16 protein-coding genes are annotated in these 23457 nt (G+C 59.7%); 4 read left to right on the top strand and 12 right to left on the bottom strand.

What is annotated here, in order from left to right:
* Nucleotides 1–354 precede the first annotated feature (354 nt).
* Complete coding sequence (locus MTR64_RS09020; RefSeq protein WP_243992998.1) at nucleotides 355–1992, top strand: helicase HerA domain-containing protein; 1638 nt, start codon at nucleotides 355–357, stop codon at nucleotides 1990–1992.
* Between the two features lie 255 nt (nucleotides 1993–2247).
* On the opposite strand, the gene MTR64_RS09015 is transcribed toward MTR64_RS09020, so the two are convergent.
* Nucleotides 2248–3153 carry a hypothetical protein gene (locus MTR64_RS09015; protein ID WP_243992996.1) on the bottom strand — a complete coding sequence of 302 codons (906 nt, stop codon included), beginning with the start codon at nucleotides 3151–3153 and terminating at the stop codon, nucleotides 2248–2250.
* A 471-nt stretch (nucleotides 3154–3624) separates the two neighbouring features.
* The gene (locus tag MTR64_RS09010) at nucleotides 3625–4338 is read right to left on the bottom strand and encodes a helix-turn-helix transcriptional regulator (protein ID WP_243992994.1); all 714 of its coding nucleotides are present in this window, start codon (nucleotides 4336–4338) and stop codon (nucleotides 3625–3627) included.
* 334 nt (nucleotides 4339–4672) lie between these two features.
* Here MTR64_RS09010 and MTR64_RS09005 point away from each other — a divergent pair, with 334 nt between their 5' ends.
* Together MTR64_RS09005 and MTR64_RS09000 are read left to right on the top strand one after the other, a co-directional pair.
* Nucleotides 4673–5296, top strand: coding sequence for a response regulator (locus MTR64_RS09005; protein ID WP_243992992.1), 624 nt, complete (start codon nucleotides 4673–4675; stop codon nucleotides 5294–5296).
* Between the two features lie 304 nt (nucleotides 5297–5600).
* Nucleotides 5601–7331 carry a sensor histidine kinase gene (locus MTR64_RS09000; protein ID WP_243992990.1) on the top strand — a complete coding sequence of 577 codons (1731 nt, stop codon included), beginning with the start codon at nucleotides 5601–5603 and terminating at the stop codon, nucleotides 7329–7331.
* Between the two features lie 124 nt (nucleotides 7332–7455).
* Here MTR64_RS09000 and MTR64_RS08995 read toward each other — a convergent pair whose 3' ends face one another.
* Nucleotides 7456–9489 (bottom strand): tetratricopeptide repeat-containing sulfotransferase family protein, encoded by a 2034-nt coding sequence (locus MTR64_RS08995; protein WP_243992989.1) that lies wholly within the window; start codon nucleotides 9487–9489, stop codon nucleotides 7456–7458.
* 607 nt (nucleotides 9490–10096) lie between these two features.
* On the opposite strand from MTR64_RS08995, the gene MTR64_RS08990 reads away from it, so the two are divergent.
* Nucleotides 10097–12709 carry a TonB-dependent receptor gene (locus tag MTR64_RS08990; RefSeq protein WP_243992988.1) on the top strand — a complete coding sequence of 871 codons (2613 nt, stop codon included), beginning with the start codon at nucleotides 10097–10099 and terminating at the stop codon, nucleotides 12707–12709.
* A 78-nt stretch (nucleotides 12710–12787) separates the two neighbouring features.
* Here the strand turns inward: MTR64_RS08990 and MTR64_RS08985 are convergent, their stop codons facing one another.
* From MTR64_RS08985 to MTR64_RS08945, 9 genes are all read right to left on the bottom strand, one after another.
* Nucleotides 12788–13495 (bottom strand): S8 family peptidase, encoded by a 708-nt coding sequence (locus tag MTR64_RS08985; RefSeq protein ID WP_243992987.1) that lies wholly within the window; start codon nucleotides 13493–13495, stop codon nucleotides 12788–12790.
* Between the two features lies 1 nt (nucleotide 13496).
* Entirely contained in the window at nucleotides 13497–15203 is a 1707-nt protein-coding gene (locus MTR64_RS08980; RefSeq protein WP_243993292.1) for an ABC transporter ATP-binding protein, read from the bottom strand.
* Nucleotides 15203–16198 carry an NAD(P)/FAD-dependent oxidoreductase gene (locus MTR64_RS08975; RefSeq protein WP_243992985.1) on the bottom strand — a complete coding sequence of 332 codons (996 nt, stop codon included), beginning with the start codon at nucleotides 16196–16198 and terminating at the stop codon, nucleotides 15203–15205. The genes MTR64_RS08980 and MTR64_RS08975 overlap by 1 nt, the downstream gene beginning before the upstream one ends.
* Before the next feature lie 2 nt (nucleotides 16199–16200).
* A complete protein-coding gene (locus MTR64_RS08970; RefSeq protein ID WP_243992983.1) occupies nucleotides 16201–17286 on the bottom strand; it encodes a hypothetical protein in 1086 nt (361 codons plus the stop codon).
* Between the two features lie 50 nt (nucleotides 17287–17336).
* Entirely contained in the window at nucleotides 17337–17669 is a 333-nt protein-coding gene (qhpC, locus tag MTR64_RS08965) for a quinohemoprotein amine dehydrogenase subunit gamma (RefSeq protein WP_243992981.1), read from the bottom strand.
* Complete coding sequence (gene peaB / locus MTR64_RS08960; protein WP_243992979.1) at nucleotides 17666–19132, bottom strand: quinohemoprotein amine dehydrogenase maturation protein; 1467 nt, start codon at nucleotides 19130–19132, stop codon at nucleotides 17666–17668. Before peaB ends, qhpC begins: the two co-directional genes overlap by 4 nt.
* Nucleotides 19129–20844 (bottom strand): quinohemoprotein amine dehydrogenase subunit alpha, encoded by a 1716-nt coding sequence (peaA, locus tag MTR64_RS08955; protein WP_243993290.1) that lies wholly within the window; start codon nucleotides 20842–20844, stop codon nucleotides 19129–19131. The genes peaB and peaA overlap by 4 nt, the downstream gene beginning before the upstream one ends.
* Nucleotides 20845–21282: 438 nt before the next feature.
* Complete coding sequence (locus MTR64_RS08950; protein ID WP_243992977.1) at nucleotides 21283–22356, bottom strand: MFS transporter; 1074 nt, start codon at nucleotides 22354–22356, stop codon at nucleotides 21283–21285.
* Nucleotides 22357–22540: 184 nt separating this feature from the next.
* The gene (locus MTR64_RS08945; RefSeq protein ID WP_243992975.1) at nucleotides 22541–23203 is read right to left on the bottom strand and encodes a TetR/AcrR family transcriptional regulator; all 663 of its coding nucleotides are present in this window, start codon (nucleotides 23201–23203) and stop codon (nucleotides 22541–22543) included.
* Nucleotides 23204–23457: the final 254 nt, after the last annotated feature.

The raw sequence follows: 23457 nt of genomic DNA, 5'->3' as shown, positions 1-23457 counted from the left end.
TATTGTTATATTTTACTGAAAATTGTGGATAAGTTATATTGAATTATAGATTTATTTTAAAATTCAGGGGTGTTGTTGACTATATTTAGTGTGTTGGGGGTTTGGTGTGATAGCGTTAGCCAAGGCACTTCCGCTTAGTGTTGCATTAACACTTATTGCTGCTCTCAATATCAGCCCCTATGGGCCCTATGCTGTATTCCTGCGCGTAGAACCGCTGAACTTGTTGTATTTCAATTTTGATTGGTCCTGGCCGATATTCGGTGTCTTGACTTTGATAACCTGGATCTTTTTCCGGATTTTTGAAATTCGTTGATCCGGGGAAAGTCTTTGGAAGCAATTTCTTTTCCGAATGGAATGAACGGAGAAGGCAAGCTGGGAGACGTTATGCCCAATGCCAGTGTAGAGCAGACCGTTCTGGGAACAGTACTGGATGTTAACGGCGAGTGCGCAACGTGCGTTCTTAAAATCGATGTGTTGCGGCAATTGCGTGGGGAAGGTGGGGCTCAGGTTCAGCCCGCGTCGATCGGCTGTTACGTCAAGATTGGCGTGGGGGAGCAGTGGCTGATCGGATCAATTAGCGACATGTCTGCAATTCGGAGCAATTCTCATCTTGTTTCGGTCGTTGTCGATTTGCTGGGAGAAGGTCATCGAGGCGCGGACGGCGGACTGTCAGACTTCCAGAGGGGGGTGACGAATTTCCCGCTTGCCGGTGATGACATCTATCCCGCATCGAACAAAGATCTTGCGTGCATTTTCTCCACAAACAACGAGCCGCACATCGAGATCGGAACGGTTCATCCCACGACGGACGTTCGGGCATCGCTGCTCTACGACAAGATGCTCAGCCGCCATTTCGCAGTGCTCGGATCCACGGGCAGCGGCAAATCGACGCTGGTTTCGCTCATCCTGCACCGGATCATGGAGGCCGCACCGGAAGGACACATCGTCGTAATCGATCCTCACGGCGAGTATGCAGCGGCATTCGCCGAGACAGGCCAGGTGTACAATGTAGACAACCTGGAACTGCCGTATTGGATGATGAACCTCGAGGAACATTGCGAGGCTTTCATCCCGGAAACGGAAGCAAACCGGGAGGTCGACATCAATGTCATGGCAAAGTGCCTGCTCGCGGCGCGTTTGCGAACATCCGTGGTTGAGGGGTTTGGCGAAATCACGGTGGACAGCCCTGTTCCCTATTCCGAGGGGGACCTCGTCGATGCGCTTGTCGATGAAATGGGCAGGCTCGAACGACAGGCGGAACTGCAGACTTACATGCGGCTGAAGCTCAATATCGAGCAGTACTTTTCCGATCCCCGTTACCGGTTCATGTTCGACGATAGCCTGCGGCAAAAGTCGATGACCGAATTTTTGAAGACGTTGCTTCGGATGCCGGGGGATGGAAAACCCATTTCCATTTTAGACCTTTCCGGGGCGCCCTCGCAGATTGTCAAGGTCGTGGTGTCGCTGCTGTCGCGCATCATTCTCGATTTTGCGATCTGGACGCCATCGCATAGTCGAGCCCCCATGCTGTTCGTCTGTGAAGAGGCGCAGCGCTATTTACCTGCAGTTCATCCCGACAAGGCGATGTCGGCGGAGCGCCAGCTTGAGCGCATTGCGCGCGAAGGGCGCAAATATGGCGTGGCGCTCGGCATTATTACGCAGCGCCCATCGGAGCTGTCGACAACGGCACTATCGCAATGTGGTACGATTATTTCGCTGCGTCTGACCAATTCCTACGATCAGGCGCAGGTGCAGGCTACACTCCCGGAAGCCTCGCGCAGTCTTGCGCAAGTCCTTCCCGCTCTGAAGAACCGTGAATGCATCATTGCGGGGGAAGGGGCTCGCGTGCCTGCCCGCATACGCATCGATGATGTCGATTTGGGAATTCGGCCCGCATCAAATGACCCGCAATTCAGCAAACTTTGGCGCCACCCGATCGAAGGGGATGAGGCACTTGAGGAGGTCGTGCAACGCTGGAGGGCAGGGCGCTGAGACATTTTCCTTCGACGCCGTTGGAGCAGGGGGCGTTGAAGGCGTGCTGGCGGGCACGCGCGGGGCAGGTGCCCGATGATCGCGATATCGGTTTTGGTCCCGAAGGCGGTGAAAAAGCAGCCGCTCACCGAAGTGTAGTCTCCTGTATGTACTTCCAGAAGGATTGCCATAGATCTGGCAGGCCAAACTCCTGCTCAGAACAAGCGCTCGCTGATGTATTCGTGAACGCGTGGGGTGGCCGGCGACCCTGCTTTCTCAGTGTCCAACCGCTGTTTCAACGGGCTCGAGCTGCGTCCAAGGTGCAATAAACGGCCGGCTGGCGCCCTGTTTTTGAAGCACGTCCTGAATGAATGCACGGTCCAGTCCGGCTTCGGGCAAGTCCACCGCAACGAATACCATGCCCTTCACGACGCGTTCGGCGTAATATTCCGCCTCGCGGCCTTCGATATCGATATCCGTCAACAGGCGAGCGATGGCTCCGCCCGTAGCCCCGATAGCGCCGCCGATTGCGCCGATGCTGCTAACCGCAGAAGCAGCCACTGCTCCTGCCGTGGCAAGGACGCCTACGCCAGGAACAGCCAGCAACGTTATGCCAACTAGAGCCCCTGCGATACCACCGCCCATCGTCGCGCCAGCGATGCTCATCTTGCTGTGTCCTTTGGGGAATTCGCCGTCGGGTTCCATGAATTGTCCGGCTCGCCACATCAGGGAGATCGCATTCCCGGGGACCCCGTTCGCCTGCAGGCAGAGCACGGCCTCTTCCGCACTGGTCCGATCCGGAAATACGCCCGAGACGACGTTGGCCGTAGAGTTGTCCTGAAGGATAAGTGCCTTCCTGAATTCCGCCGCAAATCTGTTGCGGTCGCTTTCGGAATCGAAGCCGACCCTGAGGCCGGCATTTGCTTGATCCTTGGCGATGCTATCCGAAATGTTGGGCTTGAACATGGTGCGGAGCAATTGCTCCACCTTCGAAGGCTTCAGCTTCACGTCGGTGCCGCGATTGATCCATTCGAGTGTGACTGGCTTTGGATAACCCGATGCCAAGTAGTTTAGTGCAGGTAGCTCCATCGCCTTGATGACAAAGCAGTGAATGGCAACACCTCCTGATATGCGCTTGTGCTCAAGTCTCGGACTTTCCTGAAGCAGGAACTGAGCCAACATGGATCCTGTAGCGATATATGATTAACGAGCCATGATTTTACCACGAGAAGGCATGTGATATTTCAGCGCATCAAGTGTCGTGCATTTATTGCATGAATAGAGGCTGGTATTCCAGATGCTTTCCGCCATCAAATCGCCTCCAGTCCACAATGTCAGGACTAGGCTCAGGACCCATTATTAACGCCATCGGGCGTCCCGCAGGGATTTGACCAAAATGGCCCAGCGCCGCGTCGAGAAGTCTTGAAATATCGAATATTCCATTGCCTTCTCTCCTCGCGCTAAGTCATTTTGCCATCAAACCTCGATGGCGTAAATGATAGGTCCTGACCCTAGGGGCGTGCAGGAATCTCGGGTGGTTCAGAGAGCGCGCGGCTGTGCCGAACAGTGTTCGACATGATTTTGGAAAAGTTCATGATGACGGCGTCCACGTGCGGCCTCGCGGGTGTGGCAGGCCAGTTCCTCTAATAGCAATCAGGCCTTGATCGACACTTCGATGTTTGACGAACTGACGCCAAAGAGTTGGGCGAGCTCTTCCTTCTTGGCGGCAACTGCTGCGTCTCGCTTTTGAAAGCTGATCGATCGGGTTTGATCGCCACGGCTGCCTGGCTGCTCGTTTCCATGGAGGAGTTCCCTTTCGGACACCCCGAGGGCCCGGGCAATGGCCTGCAGCTTCTTTGCTCGCGGAAATGCAGTACCCTTTTCCCACTTCCACAGTGTGGGTCTGCTGACGCCTATGCGGCTGGCAAAATGCTCCATACCTATTTCACGTTCGCGTCGCAGGCGTCTGATGCGTTCACCGAGGGTTTCTGAAGTTCCGTCTTCCGGGCCTATTGCGGACAACAATTGTCCGGATCGGCCTTCGGGTGTGTCGGCAAGTTTGATCTTGCCGAACGTTGCAGCGGATAGTGACCGTTCGAATTCGCACGCGAACAGGGCTTCACTGGCCCATACAACGATCGCTGCAAGGGGGGTGGTGCCTGGCAACCGTACCTGGAGGAGATCGCCGACCGCCAACTGGGCGTGTGTTTCCAGCAACATGCCGGTTGTCGACAGTCTGACGACGTGCACCGTGTGGTCCTCGTCTCCGAAAGACGCGTTGGAGCCGTCAAGATTCAGCTGCCTGATCGGCCTGTCATGCAGACGGTCCACGCTGCTGCGGGCATTGATCCGCCTCATGACGGTCATTGGGCAACTCCATCTGCAGTCAGCGGGGTGGTTAACAGTGGTACGTTATGCTTACTGCTGCTCAATATCTAAAGTTGCTTAATGATGCGTTAATGTCAATATCCTTCGATATATAAGTGTCACGCAAGTGGTGTGAAGTTTGCTTTCGTGAATCTATGCCAGGCTGGGTGGTTTTGCCTCGCGTGCAGGTTAACATGGTAACATAGCAGGTTGCCAGATGGGCCATTCACCGATAACCCTTTCTGAAAGAATTGAATATTGCTTGCTTGTACGTGGGGCTTGCAGGAGCGCAGATGGGGGCGTTTCGTTTGTAATTCGGGCGGGGGTATGGGCTGTGTCGCGAATTCTTGTTGCTGATGATCACCCCTTCTTTCGTTTAGGTGTCGATGCCGTGCTCAAGATGGGCGGCCACGAAGTGGTGGCCATGGCAGGCAATGGCGAAGCGGCGCTGGCGGCCCTAGAGCGCGATGATCCGGAAATTGTGCTGCTCGATGTTCGGATGCCGGATGGCGATGGGATTTCGACACTTAGAACCATGCGTGAACGTGGCGACAACCGCCCTGTTATCATTCTCACCGTGGAAATGACCGACGATCAACTGTTGGCCGCGATCCGGGCCAAGGTCAGTGGCATCGTTTTCAAGCATGATGCAGAGGACAGGCTGCTGAAGGCGATTGACGCCGTCAACAACGGCAGGCGCTACATTGACGATGAATTGATCGACAAGGCTATTACGCTGGCCAGCGCAGTGAGGCCTCCCACGCGGTTGATGGCACTTTCAGCGAAGGAACGGGAAGTCGCCCAGCACGTGGCGCGTGGTCTGCGCAACCGGGAAATCGCAACATTGCTGGGAACGACGGAGGGGACTGTTAAAGTTTATCTTCACAGCATTTACACCAAGATGGGGCTTTCCAACCGGACGGAACTGGCAATTCGGCTGAATGAGGCCGGTGATTAGGTGATCATGATTTTATGATGCCGGTCTGGCAAAAGTCGCAAAGTTGACTGACGAACCGCACCAACTTACGATAGATATTGCAAGTTAGTTAACTGGCTTGCACGATGGGTAGCCGTTAACCTGTTTGTGTGGTTGCGCTGGGGCGGTTTTCGGAAATGTCTAAGTCAAAGTGCATGAGACATGCCTTTCGGGCCTCGTTGGCGATGCCGTCTGCCGGTAGCGAGATCATGCCCCGGGCGATCTCTACGGGTGGTGCAGGGGGCCAGATTGCCTGCATGGGGGCATGCTGGCTGCAGTTCCGGTCATGACGCGCCAGATTTCTGTTGCCGGGCTGGTGCGAGGCATGGCTGACGGAGGGATGGTTCGGTCGGCGGTCACCGCTCGAAGAATACTCTGGCCGCGACCGTATGCTGCGCACGCCAATCATCTGGTTCCGGTCAGCCGGTCGTTCTTTTCACTTGTCCTGCTGCTCTTTGCGATGACGGAGACGACGCCCCCCGCATTCAGGGGCGATTTCAACGATATATTCGCGATCGTTTATACCGGCTTTGCGATTGCGACTCTGATTGTGTCTCTGGCGAACTGGTACCTGCACTACACCCTTTCCCAGATTTGCATCGTTGCCGACATATTTGCATTCCTAGTGTTTCTGGCTTTCAGTCGATTTCTGGATGCTGCATTTGTTGTCATGGCACTGAGCTTGGGCGCACATATCGTGTTCAGCAGTGTCATGCGCTGGCAACTGCGCTGGGGCGTGGTGACTGCTGTTATCCTGAATGTCGTGTGGACCGCCAATCTTGTCCTGTTCCACCTGTTACACGGAAGTCCCGGCGAGTCATGGGTGCTGCGCTGGAGCGTTTTCGCCATGCTCGGCACCATGATTGTCCTTTGGGCTTGCGTACAGGCTACCAGGACTGGATTGCCACGATACGTCGGTGAAGCGCCAGGGCAGGGATTGCCGATGGCGGCGTCCACTGTCAGCTACGCGATGGAGGTCGCCGGAGCCTCTGACGCGGTTCTTTGCTGGATGGATGGCGATGGAAGGGGCAGTTTCGCTTGCAGTGCCGCTGCCATCGACGATGAGCTGCCGCCGATCAAATTGAGCTTTGCGGGCGCTGACGCATATAAACAGTTCGTGCCGATGGTGTTCGATAGTGATCGGAATTGGGCTGTCGTTCTAAAAGACGGAAAACTGGCCGCCCATTCAGCTTCCGCCTTGCCCGGGCAGGCGTTGCTGAAGGAGTTGGAAGTCACCGCTGGAATTTGCCTTCCCGTGGACAGCGGTGAAGGGCGCAACTGGATAATCCTGACCGGGATCCCGATGCTTGGCTGGGGCCACTTGCGACTGGCCGATGAGATATGCAGCGAGGTGGCGCAGGGCCTTGCCAGGCAGGAGGAATCGGCAAATGCGGTGAGTCAGGCAATATCCCGTCTGCGCCAAACATTGGCGTGCGATTTGCACGATAGCGTGGCGCACTCGCTGGCGGGCGCAAAGTTTCTGCTCGCAGCTCTGGCAGCGAAGGCGGGCGCAGAATCCGAGATTGGTGAAGATATCAATGCCATCAAGGATGCGCTGGAAGCGGAATACCTTCATGTTCGGGGCCTGATCGAGCAACTGCGGCAGACCGCTTCTGATGCGGAATTCCACAACCTCATCGGGGATATTGAAGCTATCTGTCCGACACTGGCGTCGCGATGGCAAATAGAGGTCGGTCTCGTCGATTCCGATTTTCGCGTCATGCTGCCCTTGTGGCTATCGCTGGAAGTCCAGCAAATCGTGCGCGAAGCCATTTCCAATGGCGTTCGTCACGGGAAGGCCTCGCAGATCTCGATCAAATGCAGGAAGCGTGCCCGCGAGATCCAGATCGAGGTGACGGACAACGGGGAGGGGTTTGCTGATCCGCAAAGTCCGTCCCTCCCGCGGTCAATCAGCGAACGGCTCGAGCAACTGGGGGGGCGCCTGGAAATTGTGACAGCATTCGGCTCGACAACGTTGAAGATGAGTCTTCCGTCGCACGCGGATCCCAGATTGTGAGCTGCGGTGTGAGAACAACTGTGCTTGCCTGAAAAGCGACGCGTTTCCCGTTTGCAGCACGTCGCCAGGCTGAACCCTTGGCGACGGTACATATGCGCAGTCGCTATGCCTGCTTAATGCGCCTTCAAGACGTCGCTGTTGTGCTGTCGACTACTGGACCCAAGGCGTTCACCAACGGGCCCAGCCATTCCGAATAGTTTTTCCAGTGATCGATGCCATCGGTGAAAATGGGTTGGCGGACCTGTTCGGAACTTGCCGTCCTTACGGCTCGGTCGTTGTTGTAGAATTCGAGGCATGCCGGTTCGAACGGCAGGTCGAGATAGTGCAGCATGCGCTGCACCTGACGTTCGGTGTCTTTGACCATATCTTCATAGATGACCCGGTGCACTGCACCGGGCACGGCCGCATCATAAGCTGCCATCAGTCCTACATAGTCGTTGTAATAACGGCCGATGTCGGAGAGGTCGTAGGAGAAGGTCTGCCCTCGGGCGAAGTGCTGTTTCCAGCCTGAAAAGCAGCACGAGACCGGATGGCGCCGGGCGTCGATGATCTTCGCATTCGGCAGGATCAGTCTGATCAGGCCGACATGCTGCCAGTTGTTGGGCATCTTGTCGATGAAGCGTGGTTTGTCCGTCTGGCGATGGACGCGCGTGCGCTCGAGATATTCCTCGCCAAGACGCCTGCGGTCAGCGGGCGATAGGGATGCGATCATGGTCCTGAAATCGGGAAATTCGCCGTCATCCAGTCGCGATTGAAGGCGGCCGGCAATGATCATCATTTCCGGCAGTTCCATCGTTCCTTCGATCTGGCTGTGGCTGGCGAGGATCTGTTCGACGAGAGTTGAACCGGAGCGCGGCAGGCCGACAATGAAGATGGGATCGGGATCTGTGCAGCCGCCTTTGCCCAGCCCGGCGACAAACGCTGCAGTGAACGTGTCCGCTGTGGCTGCTGCTTCGGCGGAAAAATCGTCGGCGTCGTGGCGGATCAGGCCGCGACGCAGGCGGTTGCCCTGATCGTAATGACGGAAAGAGGCCGCGTAGTCCCGGGCATCCTCCAGGGCCTTGCCCAGCGAGAAATGGAGGTGAAAGATATCTTCCTGCCTGTCGGCTTCGTTCTGCTCCAGAGAGGCGAGAGCCTGCGTCATCGACGAGATATCGTCAGGCCCGAGCTTTACTGTCTTGAGGTTGGCGAGGCTCCACCACGCTTCGCCCATCGTCGGCTGGTGTGACACCGCCTGACGGTATGCGTGAACGGCATCGGCTTGCTTGCCCTGCGTCTTCAGGACATGGCCAAGGTTTTGCCATACCTGAGGCTGGTTCGGCTGCTGTGCCAGCAACCGTTCGTAGATTTCTTTCGCCTCATCCTGCTGCCCCAGCCTGACCAGAACCGACGCCTTGATGAGGTCGTGGCCGGGGCTCTTGACCGGAGATGCACCAAGCAAATCGGCATGTTCCAACGCTTCGGGCAAGCGGTTGTTCTGGAGCAGGAGGCGAATAAGGAAATCGCGGGCCAGGTCGAAACCGGGGGCGATTTCCAGAGCTCGTTCTACCCATGCCAAGGCTTCGGTCATGTCGCCACGCCGCCAGTTTACTTCCCCCAGCAGGCGGCAAGCGGCCGGGTCTTCGGGTTGCCGCTTGAGGCGTGCCTGCAGGGCGGAGGAGCTGTCGTCCAGACGGCCTTCGTTCATTGCCATGGCGGCATTGAGCAATTCGGGATCGCCGGCCGATGCATGAACGCCCGACAGGTCGGTGCGCCAGGCCTCGTCGTCGCGGCCAGACTTGCGCAGCTCTCTTGCAAGCAGGAACCAGCCACTTGCCACGGCGGGCTGAAGCCGGGTCAGGTTTTGGAGTGCACTGATGGCGGCGCCGGTGTCGCCCGCTTCGCTTGCGGTCTGCGCCAGTTCCCATAGCACGGCAGGGACGCGGGGCTGGGTGCGGGCCAATGCGGCAAGACGCGCCAAGGCTTCAGCGGTTTTGCCCATTCTCCGCAACGCCTGACAGGCCAGAAATTCCGCAGCCGGAAAGCCGGGCATGCGTTGCAGCATGGTTTCGGCTTGCGCGAGAGCCGCTTCCGGCTGGCCGTCGAGCAAGGAGGCCGCCGCAGCCAGCGCAGAGGATTGCGCAGGTGATTTTTGTGTTTTGACAGTGGAACCGCTCATCCCGAAATGAACCTTCATGACCATGGAATGCAGCGCGCGTTCCCGACCTGAATTGCACCGGCGGTCATTTGCGCGAATTCAGGTGAAGGACCCCATGGCCGCGCTGCTTGCGCCAGCGCGTTCCGGGCCGGGACTGGTTTTGAAACTGCCGGTGCGATCCCCATGAGATTCCTTTTTGCAGTGCACACACAACTTAGGACGGTCGTTAGGTTTCGTCGAGTCGGCTTGTCGTGAAAGTTTCAAAATCACAGGAATAAGGCGCTTGACAGCGCCGTTTCGAATGGCACTATCCAATTTAGGACGGTCGTTCTGGATGCTGCATCTGCGAAAAACCGTCTGATTCGAAGTTTGATTGTTCGGCGTCGCCCGTTCTGTTGGCGGCGGTCCTGAGGGTGTTCCTTCGGGGCAGGAGGTGTGCGTCTTCGAGAGCCCGAAAACGGGCGACGGGGCGTTGATCGGAGCTGATCCGCAACTGGCGGACGGTCGGGGAAGGGAGGGGGTCAACAGGTAATTTAGGGGCATTCAGATCATGAGAATTTCCGACGGGTCACGAAAATCGTGCTTGATTTCTCTGCTTGCAACGACCGCGATCATTACCCCTCTGCTGATGCCGGCATCGGCGCTCGCGGACGAAGCTGAAGCAGCGGCTGAAGCGAGCGATGCGGACAGCAGCCAGGGCGGCCTTGGCGACATTGTCGTGACGGCGACCCGTACGTCGGAAAGCGTGCAGAAGGTGCCGATCTCGATGCAGGCACTGGCTTCTGCGAAGCTGGACGAGCGGCAGGTGAAAGGCTTGTCCGACTTCAGCACCCTGTTGCCCTCGGTCAGTATCGCCGGGCTCGGGCCAGGCCGCCAAACTCCCTATTTTCGCGGCATTGTCCCGGCCGGTGGCAGTTATGCATCGGTCGGCTACTATCTTGACGACATCCCCATTGCCGGCACCGGCCTGCCCGACATTCACGTCTACGACGTTGAACGCATCGAGGCGCTTTCCGGCCCTCAGGGGACGCTGTATGGCGCCGGCTCGCTAGCAGGCACGATCCGTTTCATTTCGAACAAGCCGAAGATCGGCGAGTTCGAATTCGGTTATGACGTAGAGGGCAACAAGTACGGCGACGGCGCTTTCGGCGGTCAGTTCGAATCCTACGTCAACGTTCCGGTGAGCGATACCGTGGCGATCCGCGCGATGGGGTATTACCGGCGCGATGGAGGCTACGTCGATAACAAGCCGAACAATGGCACGTTCACCAATGGTTCTTCATCGACGCTCAGCCTCGGTGACGACAATCCGGCTACGTCCTACACCCTGGACAACTCGGACATCGCCAAGGACGACTACAACCCGATCTACGAATATGGCGGCCGCGTGCAGCTCTTGTGGGAGCCGGCACCGGACTGGGAAATCAAGCCCGAACTTACCGCGCAGCGGCAGATCGCCTACGGGTACTTCGGCTATGACCCGCGCGTCGGCGACCTTGAGGTTCATGACTACGACCTGACGCGTCAGGACGATAAGTGGTACCAGGCGCAATTGGCGATCCACGGCCATATCGGCGACTGGGATCTGGTCTCGGCGACCGGCTATTACCAGCGCAAGGTCCACCTGCGTAACGACTACACCTACTACACCGTGACGTATGATGGCTTCGGGCCGGGTTACGAAAACTACCTGCAGTTCTTCGATGCCAGTGGCTGTTCAGGCACAGGTGCAGACTATCACTGCACCACATTGATCAATCCGCAGCAGTACTATGAGGGCTGGACCAGGGACAAGCAGTTCACCCAGGAACTGCGCCTGTCCACGCCGAAAAGCTGGCCGTTCGATATAACCGCCGGCGGTTTCTACCAGTACCGCAAGCAGGAAACCAACAGCGACTACGCCATCCATGGTCTTGATACGATTGCGGGCTACACGATGGCGGGTGGCGGAGACACCAACTATCCCGACGGCTATGGCGTGCCGGTCGAATATGGCGGCACGATGGTTCTTGGCTCACCGGCCGTGAAACGTGACGCATTCTACCTGAGTGAGCGGAACAACACCTGGAAAGACAAGGCGATCTTCGCCGAGGGCCATTACAACATTACCCCGACACTGAAGATCACCGGTGGTATCCGCTATTTCTGGACGGAGTTTGCGACCGTAGGCTTCAGCGGCGTGATGGCCTCTGCCAGGAGCACTTCCACTTCGCTCTATGTTCCGACCGGCGAATTCGGTTGCCCGGTGCCTCTGCCTGACAAGCGCCTGCAGTGCCTGAACACCAACGTGACGGCAGCGGATCAGGTCGGGCGTTACAAGGAAGACGGAGAAACGCACAAAGTCGCGTTGGACTGGCAGTTCTCGCCGACCAAAATGGTCTATTTCAACTATTCGACCGGCTTCCGCCCGGGCGGGTTCAATCGTCCGCTGCGTATCCGTGGTGTCGGCATTGCGGCTGCTCCGGCCTATGATTCGGAAACGCTGACCAATTTCGAACTGGGCGTGAAGACCACCTGGAACAACATCTTCCGCTTCAACGCGGCGGTCTATTACGAAACCTGGGACAACATTCAGTATTCCGTCGTGATCTCAGGCACACAGGGTGCGGGCATGACTGGCAATGCTGGCAAGGCCAAGGTCAAGGGCGTGGAATACGATGCCGATCTCAAGCTCGGCAACGTCACCATCTCCTCGTCCGGCGCCTACAACGATGCCGCGCTGTCCGGTAACTTCTGCAACTTTGCGGTTGATACCTCGACACTGGCGATCAGCCAGTTGAGCAGTTGTACGGTCGGTGAGACGTTCGGCAGCCCGGCGGTTGCGCAGGTGGCGGCAGTTGACGGCACGCGTTTGCCTCGTCAGCCGAAGTTCAAAGGCACGACCTCGATCCGCTACGAGACGATGCTCGGCGACATGGATGCCTATTTCCAGGGCGCCGCGCTCTATCAGACCGGAGCGACACAGAATCTGAACGTCTACAACAACAACCTGCTGGTATGTCCGGACGAGGCGGATACCCGCACGACGGCCTGTGCCACGAAGGGATTTGTCACCTTCGACTTCTCGGCTGGCATCAAGAAGGACAACTGGCATCTCGATGTGTTTATCCAGAATGCGTTCGACAAGCGCGGGCCTCTGACGATGAACACGTTCTGTTCGATCACGTTCTGCTCGGGCTCGTCGCGCACGTTCCCGGTCAAGCCGCAGTTCATGGGCATCAAGTTCGGACAGAAATTCTAAGTTCCTGACGGAAAGACCCTTCGACCCGCTGCGGATGTTCCGCAGCGGGTCTCTTTTTTGGGGAGCTTGAAAAGCGGGCTAACCGCAGAGTGCTGCCCGTACCGCCTCGATCCGTCCGTGGCTGCGATCCGTCGTGTCGAGGCCTTCGAGCGCGCATGCCGCAAAGCCGGCCATCTGCGCGGTCGCGAAGCTGATCCCGTGGATGTTGCGGCGAAGCGGGACACCGGGAATGGGCCGCGGAAAGCCGGAGGCGAAAAACTGCCCGGAGCCATCCGGTGCCGGGCGGTAGGTTGCGCGGGGGCAATCCCAGTCAAGGCAGACGGAAAGCACGCCATCCAGCGCTCCGGGATAGCAGGGAGTGTCTTCGACAGCACGCGGGGCCACGACTATCGAGCCTGCATGGCATGCCCGTTCAACTGTGGCGGCGAAGGCCGGGGCGTGAGCGGGGTTGGTCGATCCCAGGCTCAGGTTGATGATGTCTGCGCCTTGCGCGATGGCCCAGTCTATCGCCGTAATCAGGGCATAGCCGGTGGTCTTCAGCCCGTCATGGAAGACGCGAATAGGCATGCAGAAGGCTTCCGGCGCCTTTTCCTGAATCGCCGCAGTGACCGCTGTGCCGTGCCCCAGCCGGTCGAGCGTGTCTTCCGGAGCCGTGCCAATCGTTCCGTTGCCGCCGATTGATGCGCCGGGGAGCAGCCGGGATGCATCGATGTGATCGTGCTGCGGATGGACGCCGCTGTCGATAACGGCGATGCGAATGCCGCGCCCTGTTGCCGGATCGCTCATGTTACAGGGGCAGGCCGATCAAGTCTGCGGCCTGCCGGACTTCCGCTTTCCCGTCGGTCAGAGTGATCGTCATGTCGGCCAGTTCGGCCAGAGCCGGCTTGTGTGTGATCACGATGATGGTGGCGGATGGCAAGGCCTGCCTCAGGCCTTCTGCAACCAGACGCTCGGTGTCGCTGTCGAGCGCTGCGGTCGGCTCGTCGAGTATGAGCACCGAAGGCCTGCGCAGCAGTGCGCGGGCGAGGGCAACGCGGTGCCGCTCGCCGGCGGACAGGGCCAGGCCCCGTTCGCCGGCGCGTGTCGCCAGACCTTCCGGAAGGCGGGCGATCAGCGGCGCAAGGCCGGCGAGCCGCGCGGCTTCGGCAATGGCATCGTCGTTTGCTTCAGGACAGGCAAAGGCGATGTTGTTGGCCAATGTGTCGTTGAACAGGTGCGGTGCCTGATCGACAAGCAGGATCGCACGGCGCAGGTCGTTCAGCTTCAAGGTGCACAGATCCATGCCGTCCGCCGTGATCCTGCCTGCGTCGGGGTCAAGGTGACGGACAATCAGATCGGCCATGCTGGACTTGCCTGTGCCGCTGGGCCCCAGAATGGCGCAGAACCGGCCTGCGGGGATGAACAGGTCGATCCCGTCGAGAATTGTCCGGTCGTCGTGGCTAAAGAAGACCTGTTCGAAATGAAGGCCCTGATGAAGGCCGTCGAAGGGCAGCGCATCGGCGCTTTCGATAACGTCGGGGCGAGTGTCGAACAGGGTGAAGATTCTGCCGAGCGAGACGCGCGCGGATGCCAACCCCGAAACCAGCCCCATCAGCACCTGGATCGGAGAAAACAGGCGGGACTGGTACGTCATGAACGCCACCAGCGTGCCGATCGTCATCTTGCCCGCGAAGATCTGTGCGCCGCCGTAGAGAATGATCGCGGACGTCGAGGCAGTCAGCAGGGTGCCGGGCAAGGCGCCTGCGGTGAACGAGGTGAGTTGCATCTTCAGCATCGCTGAAACAAAAGCATCGTTGCGCTTGCGGAACCGGCCGATCTCGTGGGCCTCGGCGTTGAGCGAAGTCACGGTTCGCATACCCATGACGGTATCGACGAGCAGGCTGCCCAGATCCGCGCCCCTTTCTCGCATCACCCGGGTCAGGGCGGTCAGCTTGCGCTGGTAGTGGAGGAAAAGGCCGATGCAGACCGGAATGATGACGACGCCGATCACGAACATCACCGGATCGAGCCACAGCATCATCACCACGCAGCCGACGAGCATCAATACGTTGCTGAGCACCGAAAGCAGGGAGTCCGCAGTTACGCGCTGGATATCGCTGACGTCGCTGTTGATCCGCGACATGAGGTCGCCAAGCCGGAAGCGTGCGTAGAAGCGCGGGGAGAGCCGCTGGAGATGCTGGAGCAGCGCCGCGCGGATATCGAACAGCATGTCGGCTGACGCCGAGACATAGCGGTAGCTTGCCAGCATGTTCAGGGCAAATCCGCCCAGCGAGACGGCGACCATGGCGCCCGCGATCTGGATGAGCGCCTGCATGTCTCCGCGCAGCAGCGCCTTGTCGATCATCAGCTTCGACAGATAGGGCTGCATCAGGTTGAGCGAGGTCGATAGCAGGCTGAGTAGCAGAACCAGCGCCAGCTGCCGGTAATAGGGCCTCAGGAACGGTAGCAGCCTGCGATAGCTCGACCAGCCCGGGATTTCGTCCGCGGGCTGCATCACGCCGCCAGCTCCCGCCGCACAAGGCGGAAACCGTGCAACTCGTAGCGGGGAGGTGGCTCGCGCTCGAGATGCGCGCTGCAGGCGGCGAAGCCCTCGGTCAGCGCTTCCTGCTGGGCACGCCACCAGGGCCCGTTCCCACCCGAAGCATAGAATTCGGAGCAGAGGCGCAAATGGCGCCGCATGGATGCCATCATCATGGCCCGGTAATGGCCAAGGAGCGGTTCCGGGTCTTCTCCGTCATGGATGGCCACTGCGATCGCCGAGACCAGGATCGCCTGCCTCACGGCCAGCGCGGTGCCGTCGCCGCAGATCGGGTCGAACGCCATCGAGGCCGAGCCGCAGGCGAGCAGGCCATCGCGCGCCATGGTGCGCAACATGCGCGGGGTGGTGTCGAACTGCGCGGTCTTGTCAGCGTCAAACTCGATACGAGGGGCGAGGAAGCGGCTCTGGGCCAGCAGTTGGCTGCAAGGTGCGCCGATGGCAAGCAACCAGCCGCTCTCCGCGCTGGAGGGGATCATGAACAGCCAGCCGTCTTCCACGGCTTCGATCCAGCAAGCATCGGCATCGTCCGCTTGGGTCAGGCGAACCGGGGCTGTCTCGCCAACACGGTCGCCAATGCGCCATGTCTGATCGTCCCGTTCAGGGCGCATGGTGGTGATGGTGAATGCGGGATCGTCGGCGGCAGGGGTGTTGGTCGATGGCGCGAAGTCCAGATCGCCAGCTCCGAGCATTACCGCCTGATGGGGCAGGGGGACGGGATCCTGTCCCGCCCAGGCGACGATGCGGCGGGTTATGCGGGGCTTGCCGGAGAAGAGCGAAGGCTGGCCAAGGCAATCCCTGACGAGCGCGCGCGCGGGATCGCTCAGCATGAGTGCGGGTACGGCATTGCGCGCATTGGCTGTGCGGCGGATAGCGGCACCTTCCTGTGTCAGCAGATGATCGCAACACGCCGCCGCGACGCCGCCTCCGGTGATCTCTACCGTCCAGCGCACGCTCAGGGCAGGGTCAGCAGCCCGGCCATGGTGATGTCGTTCGTCAGTTCCCAATCTTGCTCGAACTTCAGTGTTTTCGCGTCGTAGACGGCTATGTCATAGCCGGCGCCGTAAATATACAGCTTCTGCCCGTCACGCGACATGCCGAAATAGAAGCGGGAGCGGCAGGGGAACTCCGCCTTGTCGAGTGCGGCATTGGTCGTCAGGTCGAAATGCCAGAACTCGCAGCGCTTGGCACCGAGCTTGCCGTTGACGGCGACGGTGTAGCCGTGCTTGCCGTCGGGCGTCACTTCCAGCCCCGCCATCTGCTCGGGGGCAGGGCCGATCGGTGTGAAATTGAAAGTGCGTGCCGTCAGGTCGAACCTTGCGATGCCGAACACCTTGTTGTGGATGTAGGGGTCTTCGGAATTGAACACCGAAACATAGACCCCGGGTTCCTTGAGCGTTTCCAGTCCCCCGCCAATGCCGACGTCCTGCATGCCAGGGAAATCCGGCTTCTGGAGGTCGATCCGGTCGACGACTTTCAACGAGGCTGTGTCGACGATCAGGATCTTCTTCTGGAAGATGTAGAGCGACTTGCCGTCGGGTGCCATGGCAAACCGGGTCCGATAGCCGGGCCCTTCATCCTTGGGATCGAAATCCACAGACTTGACGATCTGGCCGGTCTTGAGATCGACCTTCATGAAGCGCGGCTTGCTGAAGCGGTAGAGGTCCGCTTCCTTGTCCATGCGGGTGCCGACAATGTAGAAGTAGCGGCCGCTCGGATCGGGGACGCCGCCGCTGAAGCGGTAACGCGTCACGGGCGTGTTGAGGCTCAGGCTCGAGATGATCTTGCGTGACGCCGCATCCATCACTTCGATGCCACTCGTCGTCAGCGTGGTGATGTAGATCCGCTTGCCGTCGGCCGAGAACTGGAGGTTCGTGGGAAGGCCGGACTTGAGATCCACCTTCTGGACAACTTTGCCGCTGACATCGTCCACCATCTGGATCTGGTCGGGATAGCCACCAAGCACGATCGTGGAGGCCTGAACGGACGCTGCGGCGGTGGTGGCGCAAAGGGCCGCGAGTGCAAGGCGAAACATCTTCATGCTGAGGGCTCTTCCTCGAGAAATGCGTCTGGGCGGGCGGGGCGTGCCGGTCAGGGGAAGACGAGATCCAGATTGCGCCAGTCCTTGGTGGCAACGGCGCAGTTGCTGGCCCAGTCGGGCGAGTAGTTGACGTGGTCGGGAACCTGCACCGGCCAGAAGCAGGTGACGTAGCAGTCGTAGATGTCGCGCTCGACGGGCTGGCACAGGCCTGCCGTGCCGCCGCCCGCATCGACTTCCCAGCCGGGCGAGAAGGACAGGGTGCAGCCCATCGGGACGTGCGGCTTGGGAGTCGGCTGCTGGAGGGCGACGACGTCCTCTTCCATCAGCGATGCGGTTTCATCGATCCGGGCTGCCTTCCGGTTGACGGGGCGAAGATGCTTCATGACAGGCCCTTTCGTGCTGCAAAGCGTTCCAGGAATTCGGGATTGAGCACGCTGACCGCGCCGTAGATGCGCAGGCAGGTGTCGGTCCATTCGCGGATCCAGTCGCAATAATGGAGGTTGGCGTGGCCGGTGTCGCCATAGCGCACGAAGGCCTCGTGATGGCATCCTCCGGCGCACAGCGGGCGCGCCCAGCAGCTCTGGCACTCGTACTTGGCACCGACGTGCCCACGCGACAGGAAGTCCTCGCGTTTCTCCATGTCGATATCGGTAGAGATATGGCCCAGAGTATGGGTATCGGCATCGGTGAAGCGGTGGCAGGGTGAAAGATCCCCCGAGGGGCTGACACCGAGCAGGCCGAGCCCGGCACCGCAGGGATGGGACTTGTTCACGCCCTGGATCAGTTCGCCGATCGTCTCGCTGACGTTCGAGAAGCCGTGCATCTCGCCGCGCAGCGCATGTTCGAGCCATTCGTCGGCCAGTTCGTGGAACTGGCGCAGGACTTCGTCCATGCCGTTGTCGTCGATCATGTAGTCGCGCTCGCCCGAGTTGGTGACGGGCGCGAAGCCGACCTCGTGAAAGCCCAGGTCTTCCTTGAGGTGGCGGTAGATACGGATCACGTCGGTCACGCCATCGGTCAGCGTCACGCGGGCGGTAATGGCGCGGGTCTTGTGGTTGGCGATCAGCTTGCGCAGGCGCGGCTCGATGACGGCGTAGCTGCCCTTGCCCGATTTGTAGACGCGACGCTTGTCCTGAAGATCGGGCGGGCCGTCCATGCTGACGGTGACGCCGATCTCGTTGTCCGAAAGGAATGCGATGATCTCGTCGGTCAGGAGCGTGGCATTGGTCGTCAGGCTGAAACCGATGCCGCGATCCTGAGCTTTCGCCTGTTCGCGGGCGTAGAGAACGACCTCGCGAAGCAGGGGAAAGTTCATTAGCGTCTCGCCGCCGAAGAAGGTGATGTGGACGGCCTGCCTGCCGCCGGACTTGCGCAGCAGGAAATCGACCGAGGTCTTGGCCGTTTCCAGCGACATGAACTTGGGCTTGCCCTGCGGCGTGGCGATCTTGTCCGCGCCGAACTCATAGCAGTAGGTGCAGGCGAGGTTGCACTGGTTGGTGATGTTGAGCACCAGCGCCTGCAACGGGAAATCGGCCGGAGGAGCGCTCGGCGCGGGGGCGGGCGAAAGGCGCGCCTTGTCCGAAACGATACCCTGCACGAACAGCAGTTCGCGGATCAGCTCCTCGGCATCCTGGCGGGTATAGCCGCTTTCCAGCAGCGCCTCGACGAGTTCGCCGTGGCTCAGCTCTTCGGTTTCGAGCCTGCGCAGGACGGCATGGGCGCCTTCGTCGAGCGCGAAGATGGCACCTGCTGAAACCAGATACATGAATGGCTGATCGGCCGCGCTGAATTCATGCATTTCACCCAGACGGTAGCGACCCGAAGGGATAACGGTCATATCGTTCATTGCGAAACCTCCGGCTGGTCCCAACGCTTGTAGGCAGGCACGGTCGTGACGAGGTAGGCCTGCGCGCTCATCGGCTTGCCTTCCTTATCCTTCAGCGTCTTGGCGGTCGCAACAATCCAGACTTCGCCATAGTTGTTGCGGCTGAACCGCCGTTCCGGGTTCGGCCCTTCGACGTTCGGCGTGAAGAAGCCCACCTTGTCGAGCTGGCCGACGTATTTGACGTCATTGTCGTAAGTGACGGTCGGGAATTCCTTCATGGCCCAGTCGGCGTCGACCGTCATGATGGGGAAATCGTCGTCAGTGCCGGTCTTGCCATCCGGTCCGGCGGACCAGGCCGTGGCTTCGAACTGTTCGTACCCTTTGCCGTACTTGATGCCGCCGAGGTGGGCGAGAGCGGTCTCGGGCGTGACCTTCATGTAATCGACGGAGCCATAGACCGGTAAAGCCTTGGGCAGGACGACGCCGTTGAGAGCGACGTCATGGAGACCGACGATGGCTTCTGCCGAAACGTCGATGGTCGCCACCGCTTCGCTTGGGGAGAGGACGGCAACCTTGCGCACCGTGACGCCGCCGCCGAAGTCCAGATCTGCTGCGGACAGGTCCGCGGGAAGCGACGCCCCGTAGATGTGCAGGCCCATGGCCTTGGTGCCGGTCTTGACGCCCAGGGGTGAAACTGCAGCCAGCACCGGACCACCGGTGACGCGGGTCATTTTCACATCCAGACCGAACTCGTGATATTCGCCCCAGTACCAGCGGCCTTCGGCGCTGGACTGGTCGGGGGCAAACCACATCGTTTCGCGCAAGGTGCCCGTCATGTCGGCGGGCGTTGCGGGCTGGGTGCCGCCGGCGGAGGTGCCGCGCCAGGAATACCCCGAATAGACGAGGCCCTTACCAGAGCGCGTCATGGTCTTTCCGGTTTCGAGCGAGCGCAGCGTCGTGGTGGTCGTGAAGTCGTCGCCAGCAGGTGCGATCGTCATCTCGCCCACAAAACGGCCCTGTCCGCGCAGCTTGCCGGAAATCAGCCATTTACCTGCCAGTTTCGGGGTGCGGATACGCGGGCGCCAGTCCGCCCATGCCTTGCTGTGAAGACCGGCTTCCTTGGTGAGCCAAGCAAGGGCGACCTGGCCCCGGGTGGCGGGCTTTTTCGAAGAGTCTGCGCTGGCAGCTTCACCTTCCGCCGCATGATCGATCTGAACTTCGGCCTGAGAGTAGAGCGCTTTGTGCATGTTCTGCAGCAGGCCCCATTCACGGTGGCTGCGGCGCGACGACATCGGCTGGGCAAAGGCATGGCAGGAAGCGCAGCCTTGGTGAATGGTTTCGTTGGGGATGATTGTCTCATCCAGGATCCGGCGCTCGGCAAAGTACATGACCGGCTTGGCCTCTTCCGGTGCCAGACCATGCCAGGTGCCGAGGTATTTGACCACGGATCGTGCTTCCTCGGGCGTGATGGACAGGCCGTTGAGCTTGATCATGCGCTTGATTGCCTGCGACCACCCTTCAGGCGTCGCGCGGATCCAGGAAATGCGCGAGAGATTACCCTTTTCGTCGGGGGCATGGCACGAACCGCACTTCTCGAGGGTCAAAGGATCGGTCACCGGGATACCCGCATCCTTCTCGGACCAGTCCGCCGGATCGAGGTCCAGCTCATTGTCCGTGTTGACTTGCGCGACGACGATCGATGCGGAAAAAATGGTCGAGGCGAGCAATGGCATGAGCAAGAGTTTGCGCTTGCTCGCATAGTGCCGGGCACCGTGCAGAAGTGCTTGCCGAGAAGTTGGGGCAGGTTGCTTGTATGCTGTGCCGCCGCACGTTTTTCCGTTACCATCGTCGTGTGCAGCGGTCATGTTTGAAATGCCCCCAAAGACCAGAAATCTGCGGACTTTCGATCCGGTGAATCGAAATATAGGACGATTGTCAAAATTAGGTCAAGCGACAATTTTTGTGCGAGTGCGAAATGCTGGACGGGCTTGTTTTTCGACTGCTTGCAACTGTTTGATGCGCGAATTTCCGTGGTCCGGCAGGTGTACCTGTGAGCCGTTCTTTCGGGGGGCAATGGAATGGACTGCCATCCGTCGATTCTTGGCGCCGTCTTGTATCGGGCCTCTATCCTCAGGTGGGTGTCCTGGGCCACTTGCAAGAGGCGCTTGCAGTCAGAACTGCGCGTTTATCAGGAAGCCGTCCCGGGCTTCCCGGCGTATCGGCCAAAGACGTGGCTTCAGCGATCCTGCCTCCGCAAACAGAAGCATCAGGCACGCGGCCGCAATCGCCAGAACGGCGGCTGCCAGCAAGCCGGTGCGACCGAAGATTCCCGACGCCAGCGATCCCGTGAGCGGGCCCATGATCATGCCAAGCGCATGCGTGCAGGCGACGAAGCGGCGGAACAGGCTGTCGCGGCTGGCGGCGCTCGCGAGACCCGAACTGCGCACGATGATGGCGGTTGATCCGATGTTGAGCAGCACGATGGCTGCAATGAACGCCGTGGCGCCACCGCTATGGGTCGCGGCGATCGGAGTGAGAAGTGAAAGGCCTGCCAGCAGCCCGGTGATCGGCGGAGGCACAATGGACCGCTCCCGCATGACGAGAAACGCCGTGCCTGCGCCCGCCAGCGATCCAAGTGCCACCGCCTGGCCGATGACGGCTTCCGAAATGCCGGCCTCTACGGCCAGCGCGCCGGAAAAAGTCCAGACCATCATCGTGGAACAGATGAAAAGCAGGGTCGCGCCTGCTGTTGCCCAGGCCCGGAACGTCGTTTCCTCTCGTTCCAGCAGGTCAGCGGGCTCGGCGTGATGCTGGTACTGAGCCGTGGACTCCGAGAATACGACAAGCATCAGGGCGCCAAGAGGAGCTGCCGCCAATGTCGTCAGTGCCATGGCCGGGCCGAAAACACTCGCTATGGCCGGGAGACCCACGGCTATGCCGGTCGAGAGCATCAACTGGCAGAGGAAGACTGCGCCATAGGCACCGTGCGGGCGATTCGTCGCCGCATTGCTCATAGCCTGGGTGTAAAGCATGCCCATCGCGGCCCCGTAGATGGCGCGCACTGCCAGTAGGGCTGCGAACGGCGTGGCATGAGGTGTTGCCAGCGCTGCAATCACTGCGAATCCGGCTGCAAGTGTAAATCCGGCACGGGGAATGTGTGTCCCCCAGCGCCATGTCAGCAGCGAGCCGATGGCCATGCCGGACTGCGTGGCGCTGACGATCCAGCCGTGAAATTCCGGAGCCATGCCGTGAACCGAAGACAGCAGCGTGAGGAAGACGGGGTCTATGCCTGGTTGCAGGCATCCGACACAGGCCAGAACTACGGCAGAAAGGACGAGACGTTCCCCAGACGATCGAAACACTGGACACCCCCACAGCAGATCAGTCGCGCTCAAGGCGCGGACCCTGCAGGACTCCCCTCCGATTCGTTCAGGATGAACGCCTTGTCATGTCGGCAATGTCACCCGGCTTTGTCGATTTGACAAGGTCGATGAACCACGATGCTGAAATTGCTGTGATGGCCGCCATCTTGTCGTTCCAGGGCTTCTTGTAGCCGAGGAAGGGGGTCGTGCCTTCCATGGAGGCGCTGATGAAGAGCGAAAGCGTGTGGACTTCGTCGGGGCTCAGGGCGGGATTGATCCGCTGGACATATTCGCCGATGACGTCGTGGACCTTGGCGTAGAAACCTCGAACCCGTTCCGCGATGAAGTCGTTGTGATTGGCCAGCGCCCACAGTTCCGTGAACAGGTGCGTGGTTCGCTTTGAGCAGATGTCGTCCAGGCAAATGACAATGACGAGCCGGAGGCGTTCTTCGTCGGAGAGGTCCGGCTGGCGTACGTTGACGTCCAGCTTGGTGTTGTAGTTCTCCATGATATCGTCCAGCAGAACCTGAACGAGCATTTCCTTTTTCGGAAAGTGATAGCTGACGTTTCCGACACGAAGCCCGCATTCGGTCGCGATGCGCCTGACGGTAAAAGCCTCGGCGCCTTCCTCGATCAGGACATCGTGCGCTGCCTTCAGAATGGCATCGACTGTTTCGGTGCCGCGCGAGTAGATCCCCGGGCGCGTCGGCGCAAGTTCGGTATCGGCCATAACGCCTACTACTCTCTATTCCTCTCCCGGACCACCCCCCCCCCCACACACACACACCCTACCATGACGTTCCGTATGGATGGGGCGGCCTTTGACAATTGCGTCTTGACCAAATCTTGATGATCGTCCTATTTTTGCATTGCGTTCAGCCCCCATCCTTGAGGAGCGGCAATGCCAGGCAAGAGGTCAAGGTTGAGCCGCGCCACGTCGGTGGCCTGCAGATGTTCTGAACGATAAGTTGGCGGACTAGAGGC

It is taken from the genome of Novosphingobium album (ex Hu et al. 2023) (assembly GCF_022832385.1).
Taxonomy (GTDB): domain Bacteria; phylum Pseudomonadota; class Alphaproteobacteria; order Sphingomonadales; family Sphingomonadaceae; genus Novosphingobium; species Novosphingobium album.
This window is presented reverse-complemented; position numbering and strand designations above follow the sequence as displayed.

Excerpts from the sequence above, each read along its gene's own strand:
- MTR64_RS08985 (WP_243992987.1), bottom strand. The coding sequence starts at position 13,495 with ATGAGCGATCCGGCAACAGGGCGCGGCATTCGCATCGCCGTTATCGAC.
- qhpC (WP_243992981.1), bottom strand. The coding sequence starts at position 17,669 with ATGAAGCATCTTCGCCCCGTCAACCGGAAGGCAGCCCGGATCGATGAA.
- MTR64_RS09010 (WP_243992994.1), bottom strand. The coding sequence starts at position 4,338 with ATGACCGTCATGAGGCGGATCAATGCCCGCAGCAGCGTGGACCGTCTG.
- MTR64_RS09000 (WP_243992990.1), top strand. The coding sequence starts at position 5,601 with ATGACGCGCCAGATTTCTGTTGCCGGGCTGGTGCGAGGCATGGCTGAC.
- MTR64_RS08980 (WP_243993292.1), bottom strand. The coding sequence starts at position 15,203 with ATGCAGCCCGCGGACGAAATCCCGGGCTGGTCGAGCTATCGCAGGCTG.
- peaB (WP_243992979.1), bottom strand. The coding sequence starts at position 19,132 with ATGAACGATATGACCGTTATCCCTTCGGGTCGCTACCGTCTGGGTGAA.
- MTR64_RS09020 (WP_243992998.1), top strand. The coding sequence starts at position 355 with ATGAACGGAGAAGGCAAGCTGGGAGACGTTATGCCCAATGCCAGTGTA.
- MTR64_RS08995 (WP_243992989.1), bottom strand. The coding sequence starts at position 9,489 with ATGAGCGGTTCCACTGTCAAAACACAAAAATCACCTGCGCAATCCTCT.
- MTR64_RS08990 (WP_243992988.1), top strand. The coding sequence starts at position 10,097 with ATGCCGGCATCGGCGCTCGCGGACGAAGCTGAAGCAGCGGCTGAAGCG.
- peaA (WP_243993290.1), bottom strand. The coding sequence starts at position 20,844 with ATGCCATTGCTCGCCTCGACCATTTTTTCCGCATCGATCGTCGTCGCG.
- MTR64_RS08970 (WP_243992983.1), bottom strand. The coding sequence starts at position 17,286 with ATGAAGATGTTTCGCCTTGCACTCGCGGCCCTTTGCGCCACCACCGCC.
- MTR64_RS08945 (WP_243992975.1), bottom strand. The coding sequence starts at position 23,203 with ATGGCCGATACCGAACTTGCGCCGACGCGCCCGGGGATCTACTCGCGC.
- MTR64_RS09015 (WP_243992996.1), bottom strand. The coding sequence starts at position 3,153 with ATGTTGGCTCAGTTCCTGCTTCAGGAAAGTCCGAGACTTGAGCACAAG.
- MTR64_RS08950 (WP_243992977.1), bottom strand. The coding sequence starts at position 22,356 with ATGGCTCCGGAATTTCACGGCTGGATCGTCAGCGCCACGCAGTCCGGC.